Genomic DNA, 16,284 nt, shown 5'->3' on the forward strand with positions numbered 1-16,284 from the left:
GCGGACTCCGGACTACAGCGAGTAGCGGCGCTCGGCCAGCCGGTACAGCCGGCGCCAGAGCAGGCGGTTGAGGGCGACGACGTAGAGGCTCATCACCGCGACCCCGGCGAGCAGGTGCGGGTGGTCGCCGTGTTCGGCGGCCCGGGCGATGTACGCGCCGAGGCCGGTCGCGGTCAGCGTGGTGCCGCCGAAGGTGACCACCTCGGCGACGATGGAGGCGTTCCAGGCGCCGCCGGAGGCGGTGATGCCGCCGGTGACGTACGCCGGGAAGACGCCCGGGATGATCAGCCGCCGCCAGCGCTGCCGGCCGCGCACGCCGAGGTCGTCCATCGCCTCGCGCAGGTCGGCGGGGACGGCCATGGCGCCGGCGATGGCGTTGAACAGGATGTACCACTGGGAGCCGAGGGCCATCAGCAGGATGCCGCCGAGGTCGATCGACACCCCGGTGCGCAGCAGCAGCCAGACGGCGAGCGGGAAGAGGAAGTTGGCGGGGAAGCCGGCCAGCACCTGGACGACCGGCTGGGCGATCCTGGTCAGCCGGGGCGAGAAGCCGATCTTCACGCCGATCGGCACCCAGACGACGGTGGCCACCGCGACCAGCACCACCACCCGGGCGGCGGTGGCGAGGCCGAGCAGCAGCGGCTCGCCGAAGACGCCGAGGCCGGTGCGGTCGACGAGGTAGCGGCCGAGGTCGACGACGCCCCAGAGCACGATCCCGCCGGAGACGAGGGCGAAGGCCACGTCCCCGGCGCGCCGCCGGGCGGGGTGGGCGGCCGGCCGGCGGTCGGCGGTGCCGAACACCCGCCCCGCGGTGCCGTGGACCCGCCCGGCGGTGCCGAACACCCGTCCGGCCCGGTTCAGGGCCCGCCCCGCGGGGCGCAGCGCCCGGCCGAGCGCGGCGGGCAGGTGGGAGCGGCGCAGCAGGTCCAGCACGACCGAGCGCTGGACCTCGGTGGCCTCGGACTGCTCGTTCTTGAACCGCTCGGCCCAGGCGGTGAGCGGCCGCCAGAACAGGAAGTTGACGCCGATCACCAGCACCACCATGGTGGCGATCGCCCAGCCGACCCGGCCGAGGTCCCCGGCGGCGATGGCGGCGCCCGCGTACGAGCCGACCCCGGGCAGCGCGTACCGCTGGTTGTCCACGGTGATCGCCTCCGAGGCGACCAGGAAGAACCAGCCGCCGCCGAAGCCGAGCATGCCGTTCCAGACCAGGCCGATCATGCCCGAGGGCAGCTCGACCTTCCAGAACCGCATCCACCGGCTGAACCCGAACGAGCGCGACAGCTCGTCGAGTTCGGGGGGCAGCGAGACCAGCGCCTGGTAGAAGGCGAAGGTCATGTTCCAGGCCTGGGAGGTGAAGATGGCGAACACGGCCGCGCACTCCAGGCCGAGCATCGAGCCGGGGAACAGGGCGAGGAAGCCGGAGACGGCGACGCTCAGGAAGGCGAGCACCGGCACCGACTGGAGGATGTCCAGCGCCGGGATCAGCACCCGCTCCAGCCGGCGGCTGCGGGCGGCGGCGTAGGCGTAGCAGAAGGTGAAGACCACCGAGACGGCGAGCGCGGCGAACATCCGCAGCAGCGAGCGCACCGCGTCGTACGGCAGCCGGGCGGGGTCGGTGTCGACGGCCGCGTCCCGGGCGGTGGCGAAGCGGAGGGTGCCGCCCTGGCCGAGGCGCAGGGCGAGGTAGAGCAGCACCAGGACGGCGGCGGCGACGACCAGGTCCACCCACACCCGGCCGCCCAGACGGCTCGCCGTCCGGGTGGGCAGCGGGCCCCGGGACAGGGCCGGGGCGGACTTCGGCAGGGTCATGGCGGCACCTCCGGCGCAAACCCGGGCAGTCTGCTCCCTCGGTACGTCCGTACGCAAACCCGTCCCGCCCCGGGACGCCGACGGGAGCCCCGCCCGTGTGCTACCCCCGTGTACTACCCCGTGCGCTGCCCCGTCGGGCCGTCGGCGGCCTCGACGAACTCCAGCAGGTTGCCGACGGGGTCGGTGGTGTAGAAGCGGCGCCGGGGCGGCAGGCTGTCGTCCCAGACCACCAGGACCCCCAGTTCGGACAGCCGCAGCGCGAACTCGTCGATCTCGCGGACCGCGATCCCGGGATGCGCCTTGGTGCTGGGCCGGAACCGCTCCTCGATGCCCAGGTACAGCCGGACCCGCCCGCCGTCGGCGGCGAACCAGCAGCCGCCGCGCCCGGTCAGCGGCCCGGGTTTGGGGATCTCGGCCATCTGGAGGACGTCGCCGTAGAAGGCGCGCAGCAGCGCCTCGCTGCCGGGTGGTGCGGAGAGCTGGACGTGGTCGAGGGCCGTGATCACTGAGGCCTCCTCTCGGACGGGTCGGACGGGTCGGACGGGTCGGACGGTGCGGACCGGCCGGGCGGTGCGGACGGTCCGGCCGGGGCGTGCCGCCGGGCCGCGGTGACCAGCAGCCGGGCGGTCCGGGTGGGCAGGTCCAGGTGCCGGGCGATCCACTGCGGGTCGTGCCCGTGGGTGGCGAACACCCAGGCGGTGTACAGCCGGTTCAGGCCGGGCGCGCCGGGGGAGAGCAGCAGCGGGCGGACCTGCTCCATCGGGAAGCCGTCCAGCGAGCGGGCGCTGAACCACTGGGCGTCCCCGCCCAGCGGCCCGGCGCCGGCCAGTGCCGCGGCCGTGCCCGCCCGTCGCCGGCTGGTGGCCAGCAGCAGGGCGAGCAGCAGCCCGGCGGCCGAGGCGCCGATGAACGTGCCGGACAGGAAGAGCCGCAGCGGGTCGGGCGCGAGGCCGACGGCGAGGCCCTCGGCGGTGATCAGCAGCAGGACGCCGCACAGCGCGGTCCCTCTGCCGGTCCTGGGGAACAGGACGGTTCGGGTCATCGCGGGAGTCCTCCTTCGGTGGTCGTCGTGCTTTCCGGGACGGGCGTGCTTTTCCGGGGTGGTCATGCCTTCCGGGACGGGCGTGCCGTCTCGGGCGGTCGTGGGTGCCCGGTCCGGCCGTGTGGCAGGGGTCAGGAGGCCCGGACCAGCCGGGGGTCGTACTTGTAGCCGATCTGGCGGACGGTCGCGATCGCCTCCCGGTGCCCGGGGCCGAGCTTGCGCCGGATCCGGGCGATGTGGGTGGCGATGGTGCGGGAGTCGCCGGTGTCCGGGCGGCCCCAGACGTTCTCCATCAGCTGGCGCCGGGAGTGCACCCGCAGCGGGTTGCCGACCAGGTGGGCGAGCAGCTCGAACTCCAGGTACGGCATGGTGACCTGGCGGCCCTCGACGGTGACGGTGCGCTGGTCGGTGTCCACCACCAGGCCGGGCGCGGGGGCCGTCCGCGGGGCCGGGCGGCGGGCCGGGGCGGGTGTGGGGTGGTCCGAGAAGAGGGCGTCGAGCCTGGGGTAGCGCAGGGCCATGGCGGAAGGACTCCTTCGGGGTCTGGTCGGACGGGAACGCGGACGGACGGGAACACGGACGGGCGGGAGCGCCGGCGGGTCGTGCGGCGGCCGGTCGTGCGGTGGCCGGGCCGCTCAGCGGCCGGGGTGCCAGGTGGCTTCCAGCCGGGTGGTCCCGTCCGGCGCGGTGACGGTCCGCCAGCGGGCCCGCAGCCCGCCGGCGCCCCTGCCCACCGTGCCGTCCGCCGTACCGTTCGCGGTCCCGTCCGCCGGGCCGGCCCTCAGGACGGTGCTGTCCAGTGGGCTCGCCGCCAGGCGTCGGCCGACGGCGGCGAGGGTGGAGCGCAGTCGGCCCCGGTCGGTGGTCGGACGGGTGGGCTGGAAAGCGGCGACGATGGTCATGGCAGGTCACCTCCGTGACAGGACGGCGGACAGGGATGCGCGCGGTGGACACGGATGCGCGCGGTGGGCCGGGAGGGGCCCAGGGGGTGCCCGGGCGGGCCGGGGTGGCCCGAGGGCACCCGGGCGGGATCAGTGGTTCAGCGCGGTCTGGACGATCTTGACGATGACCATGACCATCGCGATCAGCAGGTAGGCGCGCAGCGCGCCCATGCCGATCTTGCGGGCGGTGGAGAGCACCGGCTTGTCGAGGGTCTCCAGCGGGGGCATCCGCCAGTTCTCCCGGCCGGTGCGGTCGATGGGGTCCTCCTTGGTGCCCCGGCGCCCGAAGGTGAAGAAGTACCCGGCGACGAGCACCCCCGCGATGCCGCAGCCGGCCATGATCCACAGGATCGCCTCGGAGCTGATGTCCGGCCAGACCACGGCGGCGGTGAGGATCAGCGAGAGCATCACCAGGGCGCCGACCACGGCGGAGGTGAAGGCGTTGGTCTTGGGGCCGTTGACCCAGGGGCCGAGGACGGCCTTGTCGTTGCAGAGCAGCAGCAGGAAGACGGTCGCGGAGGGCAGCAGCACCCCGGCCAGCACCTGGACGAACTGGGTCATCAGGCCCTGGGTGTAGTCGGTGGAGAGCAGCGTGATCGCCGCCGCCGCGACCACCAGGCCCGCGTAGATCCCGTAGAAGCCCTTCGCGCCCTTCACGCCCCGGTGCAGCGAGTGCTTGATGCCGAACACGTCACCGATCGCGTACGCGGTGGACAGGGACACCGCGAAGGCGCCGATGATCGAGGCGTCCAGCAGCGCGATGGCGAACAGCACGCCGGCCAGGTGGCCGGCCTTGTCCTCGATGCCCCGGGCGACGGCGGCGGCGTCGGAGAACTGGCCGAAGCCGTCGGTGCCGGCGAAGGCGGCGGCGGTGAAGCCCATCATGGCGGCGGCGCCGACGATCACCACGACGATGCCGATCCAGAGGTCGACCTTCTCGTACGTCATGAAGCGCGGGGTGATCCGCTTGTCGATGACGTAGGACTGCTGGAAGAACAGCTGCCAGGGGGCGACGGTGGTGCCGACGATGGAGATGATCACCAGCATCACGGCGGCGAGCTGCCCGGAGCCGCCCGGCATGCTCGGGACGACGAAGTCGTGGGCCATCTGCGAGGTCTTCGGGTGGACCATGAAGTAGATCGGGACCAGCAGCAGCGAGCCTATGCACAGGGTGACGGCGACGCGCTCGAAGCGCTGGAAGGAGCCGGTGAAGGCCGAGGCGATGATGATCCCGGCCGCCAGGACCACCGAGGCGACCTTCGGCAGGCCCAGGTACCCGGCCGCCAGCGTGACCCCGATGAACTCGGTGACCAGCGTCAGCGCGTTCAGCAGGAACAGGTCGATCACGCTGAACGCGCCCCAGAACTTGCCGAACCGCTCCAGGATCAGCCGTGCGTGCCCGACCCCGGTGACGGCGCCCAGGCGCAGCACCATCTCCTGGTTGACGTAGAGCACCGGGACGAGCATCAGCAGCGTCCACAGCAGCTGGGTGCCGTAGTTCTGCCCGGCCTGCCCGTAGGTGGAGAAGGCGCCGGCGTCGTTGTCGCCGACCATCACGATCAGGCCGGGGCCGACGATCGCGAGCAGGGTCTTCAGTCTCGCCGACAGGCCGTGGCGAGGAGTGGTGTCGTCGAGCCGGATGGTGCCGAGCGCGCCCTTGATGTCGCCGACGTGCGCGTCGTCGAGGACGGCCGAACGCGGCTCGGGCACCGTGGAGTTGAGGGTGGCGTGAGTGGTCATGACGTTTCCTCCCTGGCCCCGGACAGGCGGGGCGGGTCGGAGGCAGGCGGCGGCGTTCCCTGCGTGGGTGCGGGCATGGCGCATCGGCGCGCGGCGGTGCGGCCCGGACGAAGGCGTGCGGGCATGGCGAAGTCGCGTGCGGACGTGGCGTGCTGGACCTGACGTGTCGTGACGTTCCGTCAGGAGATCGCGCAGGGAAGTGTGTTACCGCGTGCCGGAGGTGTACGAGGGCAGGCGGGGGTAGGGGCAACTGTGGCCCGGACTACTGCAATCCATGTCTCTCGCCTCCTCCCGGCCGGCGCACCCCGTGGTGCGTGTCATCGACGCGGCAAGGAGTGCACCGGCCCGCGCAACGCGACCGCCGGCTCACCCCAACTCGTCAGAGCTTATCCCCGCTCGGGGGTCATACTTGCGTACTTGGTAGAACCTTTACCTTTTGGAGGTCCTTTCCTGGACACCGGCCGGCCGACCCGACCGCCGGGGCCGACCGCCGGGGCCGACCGCCTCGGCTCTCGGCCCTCGGCCCTCGGCCCTCGGACCGGGGCCCGGCTAGGAGGCTTTGGTGACGGTCACCTTCAGGTGCTTCATGATCGGCTGGTCGCTCTGGGTGCTGTGGTCGCCGATCGCGCACAGCACGTTCAGCTCCGGCATGTACCCGGCCGCGCAGCCGCGCGGGATGTCGTACGGGACGGCGAGGTAACCGCGCACCGAGCGGGTGCTGCCGTCCCGGGCGGTGCTGGTCACGTCCACCCGGTCGAACTCGGCCAGGCCGCGCTCGCGCATGTCGTCCCGGTTCATGAACACCAGCGTTCGCAGGTTCTTCACACCCCGGTAGCGGTCGTCGTCCGAGTAGATGGTGGTGTTCCACTGGTCGTGCGAGCGCATCGTGCCCAGCGCCAGGGTGCCGGGCGCGGGAACGACGTCGGGCAGGGCGGCCGTGGAGAACTCGGCCCGGCCGGAAGGGGTCGCGAAGACCAGCTCGCGGGCCGGCTGCTTGATCCGGAAGCCCAGCGGCAGCCGCACCCGGCGGTTGAAGTCCTCGAAGCCGTCCAGCACCCGGGCCATGGTGTCGCGGATCCGGTCGTAGTCCTCGATGTACCACTCCCAGGGGGTGGGGCTGTCCGGCAGCGCCGCGCGGGCGATCCCGGCCACGATCGCCGGCTCGGAGAGCAGGTGCGGCGAGGCGGGGCGCCGCATGCCGACCGACAGGTGCACCATGCTCATCGAGTCCTCGACCGAGGTGGACTGCACCCCGGCCCGCTGGTGGTCCTTCTCGGTCCGGCCCAGGCACGGCAGGATCAGCGCCCGCCGCCCGTGCACCAGGTGGCTGCGGTTCAGCTTGGTGCTCACCTGGACGGTCAACTCGCAGGATTCCAGGGCCCGGAAGGTGTACGGGGTGTCCGGCGCGGCGAGCGCGAAGTTGCCGCCCATGCCGACGAACACCGTGATGTCGCCGCGCCGCATCGCCTCGATCGTGCCGACGGTGTCCAGCCCGTGCTCCCGCGGCGGCTCGATCCCGCACACCTCGGCGAGCCGGTCCAGGAACGCGGCGGCGGGCCGGTGGTCGATGCCGCAGGTGCGGTTGCCCTGGACGTTGCTGTGCCCGCGCACCGGGGAGGGCCCGGCCCCCTCGCGGCCCAGGTTGCCGCGCAGCAGCAGGAGGTTGACGATCTCCCGGACGGTGTCGACCCCGTGCTCGTGCTGGGTGACGCCCAGGCACCAGCTGAAGATCGACCGGTCGGCCTCCCGGTAGACCCGCGCCGCCTTGAGGACGTCGGCCCGGTCCAGCCCGCTCTGGCGCTCGATCTCCTCCCAGGGCGTGGCCGCGCAGAGGTCCCGGTAGGCCTCGAAGCCGGCGGTGTGGCGGTCGATGAACAGCCGGTCCAGCGCCCGTTCGTCGGTCGCGGACTGCTCCAGGACGGCCTTCGCCATGCCGCGCAGCAGCGCCATGTCGCCGCCGATCCTCGGCTGGAGGTTCAGGGTGCTGGTGCGGGTGGCCCGGTTCAGCGCCATGTCGGTGAAGTCGTGCGGGATGATCGTCCGGGTCGCCGCCGCCTCGATCAGCGGGTTGACGTGCACGATCCGCGCGCCGCGCTTGTACGCCTCGGCGAGCGAGGTGAGCATCCGGGGGGCGTTGGAGGCCGCGTTGACGCCCAGGATGAACAACGCGTCGGTGACCTCCCAGTCCTTGAGGTCGACCGTCCCCTTCCCGGTGCCGAGCGAGGCCTGGAGGGCCCGGCCGCTCGCCTCGTGGCACATGTTGGAGCAGTCGGGCAGGTTGTTGGTGCCCAGCTCGCGGGCCAGCAGCTGGTAGAGGAAGGTCGCTTCGTTGCCGAGCCGGCCGGAGGTGTAGAAGGCGGCCCGGTTCGGGTCGTCCAGTTCGCGCAGGGCGTGGCCGACCAGCGCGAAGGCGTCCTTCCAGCCGACCGGGACGTAGTGGTCGGTGGCCGGGTCGTAGACCATCGGCTCGGTGAGCCGGCCCTGGTCCTCCAGGGCGAAGTCGCTCCACCCGGACAGCTCGGTCACCGAGTGGGCGGCGAAGAACTCCCGGCCGACCCGCCTGCGGGTCATCTCCCAGGTGACGTGCTTGATGCCGTTCTCGCAGATGTCCAGGTGCAGGCCCTTGGTGTCGTCGGGCCAGGCGCAGCCGGGGCAGTCGAAGCCGCCGTTCTCGTGGTTCATCCGCATCACCGCCCGCGGCCCGTCCAGGTACGCGCCCTCGCGGACCAGGAAGCGGGTGACGCTCTTGGCGGCGCCCCAGCCGGCGGCCGGGTGGTGGTACGGCTGGACGTGGGGCGGGCCGGCGGGGGAGGGGCCGACCTCCTCCTCCCGCCGCCGTTCCTGCGGGGTGGCGCTCACTTCGTCGTCGTCGGAGGTGCTCACGGCAGTCGCCTTCCGTCGCGCGGGAGGGCGCACGGGGTCGGACACCCGGCGTCGGGGTCGAGGCTACGTCGGGGGGTCGTGGCCCGCTCGTCGAGCGGCCGGGACGGCGGAGGGGCGTCCGCTACTCCGTCCCGGTGGCATCCGCGGTGGTGTCGACGTGGCCCGTGTCGACGTGGCCGGAGCCGACGCGGTCGGTGTGGACGCGGTCGGTGTGGACGCGGTCGGTGTCGACGCGGTCGGTGCGGGTGTAGACGTTCATCGAGTCGCCGCGCAGGAAGCCGACCAGGGTCAGCCCGGTCTCCTCGGCGAGCTCCACGGCCAGCGAGGACGGCGCGGAGACCGCCGCGAGCACCGGGACGCCCGCCATCACGGCCTTCTGCACCAGCTCGAAGGACGCCCGGCCGCTGACCATCAGCACCGTGCCGCGGGCCGGCAGCAGGCCCTCGCGCAGCGCGTGGCCGACCACCTTGTCCACGGCGTTGTGCCGGCCCACGTCCTCGCGCAGGCACAGCAGCCGCCCGTCGGCGTCGAACAGCCCGGCCGCGTGCAGGCCGCCGGTGCTCTCGAAGACCTTCTGGGCGGCGCGCAGCCGCTCGGGCAGCGCGGAGAGCAGGGCGGGGGTGACGCGCAGCCCGTCCCCGGCGACGCTCCACGGCGCGGTGGTCCGCACCGCGTCCAGGCTGGCCTTGCCGCACAGGCCGCAGGAGGAGGTGGTGTAGAAGTTGCGCTCCAGCGAGGCGTCGGGGGCGGGCACACCGGGGGCGAGCAGGACGTCCACCACGTTGTAGGTGTTGCCGCCGTCGGCGGTGGCGCCGGCGCAGTAGCGGATGCCGGCCACCTGCTCGGCGGCGTGCACCACGCCCTCGCTGACCAGGAAGCCGGCCGCCAGGTCGAAGTCGCTGCCGGGGGTGCGCATGGTCACCGTCAGCGGGCGGCCGCCGACCCGGATCTCCATCGGCTCCTCGGCGGCCAGGGTGTCGGGGCGGTACGAGGGCGCGCCCTGGCGCAGGCGCAGCACTCTGCGGGGGACGGTCACTCGGCCCATGGTCGTCGGCTCCTCGGTGAGGGTGGGGGCGGTCCGGTCGTTCGTACGTTCGCACATCCGTGCGTCCGTACGGACTCTACGGATCCATCCTCGCCCGTCCGAGGGGGCGGCCCGGGCCGTCCGGCCTACTCTCCGGGTCCCACCGACAGCACGACCGCGCTGGCCGCCCCGGCCGGGGTGTCGTAGTTCACCGTCTCCCCGGGGTGCCGCCCGATCAGCGCCTTCCCGAGCGGACTGTCGAAGGTCACCAGGGTGAGGTCCCGTTCCTCCGCCATCTCCGAGATCTCGACGGTCTCCTCCATCCCGTCGTCGAACCGCACGGTCACCGTCGAACCCACCCCCACCACCCGGGTGGACGGCGCCCCGGCCGCCTCGGCCTCGCGCAGCCGCCCCTCCAACTCGGCGATCCGCCGGTCCAGCCGCGTCACCTCCGACGCCCGCTGCAACTCGTCCGCCGCGTCCGCCTGGTCTCCCGGCTCCACCCCCCGCAGCGTCGCGGCCACCTTCTCCCGCTCCGCCCGCAGCTGCGCCAGCTCCTCGCGCACCGCCCGCAGGCCCTCGGCACTGATCGGTTCCGGCCCACCGTTCATCCCAAGCTGGCTCATCCCAAGCTCCCGGGGCTGCTCTTCACACGCTCGAACACCGGCCGCCTCCCATTACCCCACCCCACCGGGGCGGCAGCAACTTCCGGACCGTCCGGCCGTCGGACTGCCCGACCGACTGACCGACTGACCGACCGGCCAGCCGGCCGTCCGGTCCGGCCGTCCGGTCCGGCCGACCGTGCGGAGCGGCCCGACGGGGCGCGGGTCACCGTGCGGGCGACCGCGCCGGCACGACCGGTTCGAGGAAGACGCTGGGTGCACCGTGCCAGGAGACGGCGAGGGCTTCGCGGGCCCGGGTGCAGGCCACGAAGAGCAGGCTCAGCTCGCCGTCCAGGTCCTCGCGGTGCTGCAACGGGTCGGTGTCCTCCGGGGTGATCGCGCTGGGCATGGGCAGCAGGCCGGCGCTGACGCCCGCCACGGCGACGCAGCGGAACTCCAGTCCCTTCATCCGGTGCATGGTGCCGATCCGCACGCCGGGGGAGGGGGTGCTGCCGAGCACGTGGGCCGGTGTCCCGCTCCGCTCCAGGGCCTCGGCGATGTCGCGGCCGAACCGGACGGTCCGGACGGCGACCCCGATGTCCTCGGGGCTCACGCCGGAGGCGGTCCACTCCCGGACGCGGGTGGCGAGGAACCGGATCTCCTCGGCCTGGTCGAGGTGGCCGTGGACCTCGGGATGGGCGCCGTGCAGGGTGGAGTGGTAGCCGGCCAGCGACTCCTCCCCGCCGTCCATGTCGTCCGGGCGTTCGCCGGTCAGTAGGGACGCGGACCAGCTGAGGATCTCCTGCGTCGTCCGGTAGTTGACCCGCAGCCGGAAGGAGCGGCCGACCACCTGGATGCCGAGCGAGCGCAACGAGACCTTGTTCCCGTATATCCGCTGGTGCGGATCGCCGGCGAGGAAGAGGTCGTCCGGCCCGGTGGCCACCAGGGCGCGCAGGAAGCGCCACTGGACGGGGTGCAGGTCCTGCGCCTCGTCGATCACCACGTGCCGGAACGGACGCTCGGCCGCGTCGTCGAGCGCCCGCGCGGCCCGTGCGCAGACCTGGAGCGAGGTCAGCTCCCCGGCCTGGCGCAGTTCCTCCTCGAACTCGGCCACCACGCGCCATAGTTCGGCCCGCTCCGAGGCTCCGAGGGCCCTGCCCCGGCCGGACCGCGGTGCCTTCAGGTACTGCTCCGGGCTCCCGATCGCCTGGGCCAGGACGACCTGCCGCCACTCCTGGTCGAGGAACAGGTCGGTGAACCCGGCGCCGAGCCGGCGGGTGACCCGCCCCCAGCGGGCGAGGACGGCGCGCTGCTCGAAGAGGACCTTCGACGGGGCGCCGGCGCGGGAGCGCCGGAGGACCTCGTCGGCCAGCGCGTCGACGGTGACCACCCGGACCTTCGCCCGGATCCGCCGGTCCGTGACGAGCAGGGCGAGGCAGCGTTCCAGCTCCGCGGCGAGGTCCCCGGAGAAGGTGGTCAGCAGAATCGATCCGTCAGGTGCGTCGGCGGGCAGCCGACGAGCCAGGTGGTAGGCCCGGTGCAGCGCCACCACCGTCTTCCCCGTCCCGGGGCCACCGGTGACCCGGGCCGGCCCGCTGTAGGACTCCCGGTAGGCGACCCGGTACTGGGCCGGGTGCAGGAAGATCCGCCAGGCGTCGAAGGGACGCTCCAGGATCTCCAGCAGCTCGTCGGGGCCGGACACCAGGGCGACCCGGCCGCGCGCCCGGGCCATCGCCGAGACCAGGCCGTCCGCGGGCTGTTCGACGCTCACGGGGGCGGCCGCCCTGGCGTACGCCCGGACGATCTCCCGGTCGATCTCGGCCGGCTCCATCCCGCTGGCCAGGCCGATCAGGACGTCGAACTGCTGCTCCGGCAGCACCCGGTGGAGCGCTTCCAGATGGGCTTCGTCGGGGAGCAGCCGGATGATCGGCAGGATCTCCTCGTCGACTCCCAGGCTGCGCAGGACCTTGTCGGAGCGGTCGGCGAACAGCCGCCGGGGTTCGTCGGCGGCCAGGGCCTTCAACGACCGGGAGGCCCGCTCCAGCGCGACGTCGTTGCGGATCTCGACGCCCTGGGTGGCGGCGTTGACCGAGGCCCGGTGCTTGACGGCCCAGTCGTTGGCCTTGTCGTGGGGGAGGACCTTCAGCAGGAGGTAGCCGTCGCCCTGGTCGGCCTTGAGGACGACCCCGCGCCAGAAGTCGGTGATCCTGATCGTCCGGATCCGGGGGTCCCGCTGGTTGGTGAGCTTCTCCAGGTGCACGCCGGTGTGGGTGGCCCCGGTGAACTTCTCGAAGGTCTCGAAGACCCGGCGTTGCACCGGCTTCTCCAGCGCCGCGAACTCCATCAGGAAGTCCCGGTGCATGCCCAGCGTCGCCACCCCGGCCCCCTCGCGCCCCTGTCCGTCCGCCTCACTGTACTGGCCTGGCGATCACTCGGAGCGCGGGCCGGAACCGGGCACCGCCGGCCGGCGACGCAGGGCGGGCCGCTCCCGGCCGAACCCTGGTCCGAGGGGTGGCGGTGATCACCTTCGGGGGTGGGGTGGGGGTGAAAGCGCAGGTCGGGGGCTTGGGTGGGGTGGGGCCGGGAGGGGCCGGGGGTCGGGGGCGCGGGCGGGCGAAGCTACCATGTGGGCAACACCCTCAGCTCGAAAGATGGACTTGTGACTGTCAACGACGACGTGTTCACGGACTGGAAGAACCGCGAGGAGATCGCGGAGTCGATGATCCCGATCATCGGGCGGCTGCACCGGGAGCGGGACGTCACCGTTCTGCTCCACAGCAGGTCCCTGGTGAACAAGTCGGTGGTCAGCATCCTCAAGACGCACCGCTTCGCCCGGCAGATAGCCGGCGAGGAGCTCTCGGTCACCGAGACGATGCCGTTCCTGGAGGCCCTGACCACCCTGGACCTCGGCCCCTCGCAGATCGACCTCGGCATGCTCGCCGCGACGTACAAGGCGGACGACCAGGGGCTGTCGGTGGCGGAGTTCACCGCCCAGGCCGTCTCCGGCGCGACCGGTGAGAACAAGCTGGAGCGCCGGTCCGGGCAGGACGTCGTGCTGTACGGGTTCGGCCGCATCGGGCGCCTGGTCGCCCGGCTGCTGGTCGAGAAGGCCTCGGGCAACGGCCTGCGGCTGAAGGCCATCGTCGTGCGCAACAGCGGTGGCGACGACCTGGTGAAGCGCGCCTCGCTGCTGCGGCGCGACTCGATCCACGGCCAGTTCCAGGGCACGATCACCGTCGACGAGGCGAACAACAAGATCATCGCCAATGGCAACGAGATCACGGTGATCTACTCCGACGACCCGACCAAGGTCGACTACACGGAGTACGGGATCAAGGACGCGATCCTGATCGACAACACCGGCCGCTGGCGCGACCGCGAGGGCCTGTCGAAGCACCTGCGCCCCGGTATCGCCAAGGTCGTGCTGACCGCGCCGGGCAAGGGCGACGTCCCGAACATCGTGCACGGCGTCAACCACGACACGATCAAGCCGGACGAGCAGATCCTGTCCTGCGCCTCCTGCACCACCAACGCCATCGTCCCGCCGCTGAAGGCGATGGAGGACGAGTACGGCGTGGTCCGCGGCCACGTGGAGACCGTCCACTCGTTCACCAACGACCAGAACCTGCTGGACAACTACCACAAGGCCGACCGCCGCGGCCGCTCGGCACCGCTGAACATGGTGATCACCGAGACCGGTGCCGCCTCGGCCGTCGCCAAGGCCCTGCCGGACCTCCAGGCGAAGATCACCGGCAGCTCGATCCGCGTCCCCGTGCCGGACGTCTCCATCGCGATCCTCAACCTCCAGCTGAAGCGGGAGGCCAACCGCGAGGACGTCCTGGAGTACCTGCGGAACGTCTCGCTGACCTCGCCGCTGAAGCGCCAGATCGACTTCACCGACTCGCCGGACGCCGTCTCCAGCGACTTCATCGGCTCGCGCCACGCCTCGATCGTGGACGCCGGCGCGACCAAGGTCGAGGGTGACAACGCGATCCTCTACCTGTGGTACGACAACGAGTTCGGCTACTCGTGCCAGGTCATCCGGGTCGTCCAGTACGTCTCGGGCGTCGAGTACCCGACCTTCCCGGCTCCGGCGGTCTGATCCACCGGTAGCGCTGCGCCCGCGGGGCGGTGACCGACAGGTCGCCGCCCCGTCGGCGTACCCCGGGCAGGCGGTCGCTATCTTGAGGGGTCACTGACAGGCCAAGGGAGGGCGATGGGGATGGGTGGTCGGCGGGTACTCGCCGCGGTGGCGGCGGCTGGGGTGCTGACGGGCGTGCTGACGGGGTGCTCCTCCGGCGGGTCGAAGAGCGCGGACGGGGCGGCCGCCGCCGCGTCGGCGTCGGGCCCGGCGGCCGCGACGGGTGCGGCGGCGACGGGCGCCGCGGGTACGGCGGAGACGGGTACGGCGGGGGCGGCCACGCCCACCGCCCCGGCCGCGACGGGCACCGGAGCCCCCGTGCCGGCGCCGCCCGCCGCGGTGGAGGCGCCGCACGGGGACCTGGAAGCGGCGCTGCTGGACGACAAGGTGGTCGGCCAGGTGCTGCCGGACGCCAAGTCGATGGCGGGCTGGGAGGAGGAGAAGCGCAAGGTCGACACCGCCGACCACACCGTCACCTGTGCCGGAGCCGCCGCCGCCTCCTGCGCCGGCAAGCCGCTCAGCGGGTCGGTGCGCTTCTCCTCGGGCGACGTGGTCGTCCGCTTCCTGGTGGACACCCTGCCCAGCCGGGACGCGGCCGCGCAGCGGCTGAAGGAGAACTACGCCTCCTACGCCGCCGGGCCGTTCAGGAAGATCGACACCCCGGCGCTGGGCAGCGAGAGCCAGGCCTTCCAGGGGATGCTGGCCGAGGGAGAGGGCGTCGGCATCGTGGTGCGCTCGGGCACCGTGGTGGCGAGCGTGACCAACGAGGGCGGGCCGGTGGACGTCGCGGCGACGCGGAGGTTCGCGGTGATGCTGGTGAAGCGGATCGAACAGGCGCAGTCCGGGGTGACGCCGGACGCCGGGCTCGGCGTCGGCTGAGCACCCGTCCTCGCGCGGGCACGGCGCTGGGCTGGGCAAACGGATGTCAGTCGGCCGTGATATGTACCTATCGCGTGGCCACCGTTCGGTCATGTGACGGATACCGATGACGTTCGAGGGGGCCACACATGCCGCTGTTCCGACGCCGCTCCGGCGAGGAGGGCGCGCAGGACCGGGCCGGGTGGCGCGGTTTCGGCCTCGGCCGGCGGGGCGCCGGATCGGGCGCGCAGACCGGCGGCGGCGAGCCCCGGCTGGACCCGGCGTACGGGGACGACGCGGTGCGCCTGATGCTCCGGCAGGCCGCCGCCGGGGACTGGGCCGCGGTGCGCCCGGCGCTGGCCGCCGCCGACGGCGGCGAGCTCTCCTTCCTCGTCGGGGCGATGTCCGAGCTGCCCCGGGTCGAGCAGTGGACGGCCCGGGCGCTGGCCGAAACGCCGGACGACACCCTGCTGCTGGTGCTGTCCGGCGCCCGGCACGTCGTCTGGGGCTGGGAGGCCCGGACGGGCGCCTGGGCCAAGGACGTCACCGAGGAGCGGTGGAAACTGTTCCACCGACGGCTGGACACCGCCGAGGAGCAGCTGCTGGAGGTCGCCGAGCGCGAGCCCTCCTGGCACGTCCCCTGGAGCTTCCTCCAGCGCGGCGCCCTCGGGGCCTCGCTCGGCCCGGACGTCGCCGCCTGCCGCTACGAGGCCGCGCTGCGCCGGGCGCCCGGGCACGTCGGCACGCACCGGGTGCGGTTGCAGCAGCTGAGCGCCAAGTGGGGCGGCTCGCACGAGGAGATGCACGGGTTCGCCAGGGCCACGATGCTGGCCGCCCCCGAGGGCAGCCCGCTCGGCGAGCTGGTGGCCCTCGCGCACCTGGAGCACTGGCTGGCCCTCCCGGACGGCGAGGACCACGCCTACCTGACCAGTCCCGCCGTGGTGTCCGGGCTCCAGGAGGCGGCCTTCCGGTCCGTCCTGCACCCGGACTTCACACCCGCGCGCGGCTGGCAGGCGAGCTTCAACGCCTTCGCGATGGCCTTCTCCCTCGCCGGCCAGCCCAAGACCGCGCGCCTGCTGTTCGACGCGCTGGACGGCTGCGTGACCAGCGCGCCCTGGCACTACCTGGCGGGCGAGCCGGTCAAGGCCTTTCGCGCCCACCGCGACCGCTGCGCCGCCTCCTGGCGCTGAGCCGTCGTCCGTCCGCTCCACCCACCACCGTCACCCACCCCGCGATCGAAA

At 72.9% G+C, this 16,284-nt stretch carries 13 protein-coding genes; 3 read left to right on the forward strand and 10 right to left on the reverse strand.

The genetic code is table 11. The features are described from left to right. Positions 1-12: 12 nt before the first annotated feature. From ACFRAR_RS18775 to ACFRAR_RS18820, 10 genes are all read right to left on the reverse strand, one after another. Positions 13-1,812: an ABC transporter permease gene (locus ACFRAR_RS18775; RefSeq protein WP_380699200.1), complete on the reverse strand. Its 1,800-nt coding sequence runs from the start codon at positions 1,810-1,812 to the stop codon at positions 13-15. Between the two features lie 113 nt (positions 1,813-1,925). Further along, positions 1,926-2,318, reverse strand: a complete 393-nt coding sequence (locus ACFRAR_RS18780; RefSeq protein ID WP_380699202.1) for a glyoxalase — start codon at positions 2,316-2,318, stop codon at positions 1,926-1,928. Further along, entirely contained in the window at positions 2,315-2,854 is a 540-nt protein-coding gene (locus ACFRAR_RS18785) for a hypothetical protein (RefSeq protein WP_380699203.1), read from the reverse strand. Before ACFRAR_RS18785 ends, ACFRAR_RS18780 begins: the two co-directional genes overlap by 4 nt. Positions 2,855-2,985: 131 nt before the next feature. After that, on the reverse strand, positions 2,986-3,375 hold the full coding sequence (locus ACFRAR_RS18790; RefSeq protein ID WP_380699204.1) for a winged helix-turn-helix domain-containing protein: 390 nt from the start codon (positions 3,373-3,375) through the stop codon (positions 2,986-2,988). Between the two features lie 114 nt (positions 3,376-3,489). Beyond that, the gene (locus tag ACFRAR_RS18795) at positions 3,490-3,756 is read right to left on the reverse strand and encodes a hypothetical protein (RefSeq protein ID WP_380699205.1); all 267 of its coding nucleotides are present in this window, start codon (positions 3,754-3,756) and stop codon (positions 3,490-3,492) included. A 129-nt stretch (positions 3,757-3,885) separates the two neighbouring features. Next, the gene (locus ACFRAR_RS18800) at positions 3,886-5,535 is read right to left on the reverse strand and encodes an NRAMP family divalent metal transporter (RefSeq protein ID WP_380699206.1); all 1,650 of its coding nucleotides are present in this window, start codon (positions 5,533-5,535) and stop codon (positions 3,886-3,888) included. 549 nt (positions 5,536-6,084) lie between these two features. Then, positions 6,085-8,418 (reverse strand): FdhF/YdeP family oxidoreductase, encoded by a 2,334-nt coding sequence (locus ACFRAR_RS18805; protein ID WP_380699207.1) that lies wholly within the window; start codon positions 8,416-8,418, stop codon positions 6,085-6,087. 121 nt (positions 8,419-8,539) lie between these two features. Then, complete coding sequence (gene fdhD / locus ACFRAR_RS18810; RefSeq protein ID WP_380699244.1) at positions 8,540-9,463, reverse strand: formate dehydrogenase accessory sulfurtransferase FdhD; 924 nt, start codon at positions 9,461-9,463, stop codon at positions 8,540-8,542. A 125-nt stretch (positions 9,464-9,588) separates the two neighbouring features. Next, positions 9,589-10,068: a GreA/GreB family elongation factor gene (locus ACFRAR_RS18815; protein ID WP_380699208.1), complete on the reverse strand. Its 480-nt coding sequence runs from the start codon at positions 10,066-10,068 to the stop codon at positions 9,589-9,591. 202 nt (positions 10,069-10,270) lie between these two features. Then, positions 10,271-12,421, reverse strand: a complete 2,151-nt coding sequence (locus ACFRAR_RS18820) for a UvrD-helicase domain-containing protein (RefSeq protein ID WP_380699209.1) — start codon at positions 12,419-12,421, stop codon at positions 10,271-10,273. A gap of 282 nt (positions 12,422-12,703) precedes the next feature. Here ACFRAR_RS18820 and ACFRAR_RS18825 point away from each other — a divergent pair, with 282 nt between their 5' ends. The 3 genes from ACFRAR_RS18825 to ACFRAR_RS18835 all read left to right on the forward strand — a co-directional run bounded on the left by ACFRAR_RS18825 (position 12,704) and on the right by ACFRAR_RS18835 (position 16,233). Further along, the gene (locus tag ACFRAR_RS18825; protein ID WP_380699210.1) at positions 12,704-14,146 is read left to right on the forward strand and encodes a glyceraldehyde-3-phosphate dehydrogenase; all 1,443 of its coding nucleotides are present in this window, start codon (positions 12,704-12,706) and stop codon (positions 14,144-14,146) included. Positions 14,147-14,266: 120 nt separating this feature from the next. Beyond that, positions 14,267-15,064, forward strand: coding sequence for a hypothetical protein (locus tag ACFRAR_RS18830; protein ID WP_380699211.1), 798 nt, complete (start codon positions 14,267-14,269; stop codon positions 15,062-15,064). Positions 15,065-15,192: 128 nt separating this feature from the next. Continuing rightward, positions 15,193-16,233: a hypothetical protein gene (locus ACFRAR_RS18835; RefSeq protein ID WP_380699212.1), complete on the forward strand. Its 1,041-nt coding sequence runs from the start codon at positions 15,193-15,195 to the stop codon at positions 16,231-16,233. The last annotated feature ends 51 nt before the right edge of the window (positions 16,234-16,284 follow it).

Origin of the sequence: Kitasatospora sp. NPDC056651, assembly GCF_042792155.1 — a bacterium.
GTDB lineage: Bacteria > Actinomycetota > Actinomycetes > Streptomycetales > Streptomycetaceae > Kitasatospora.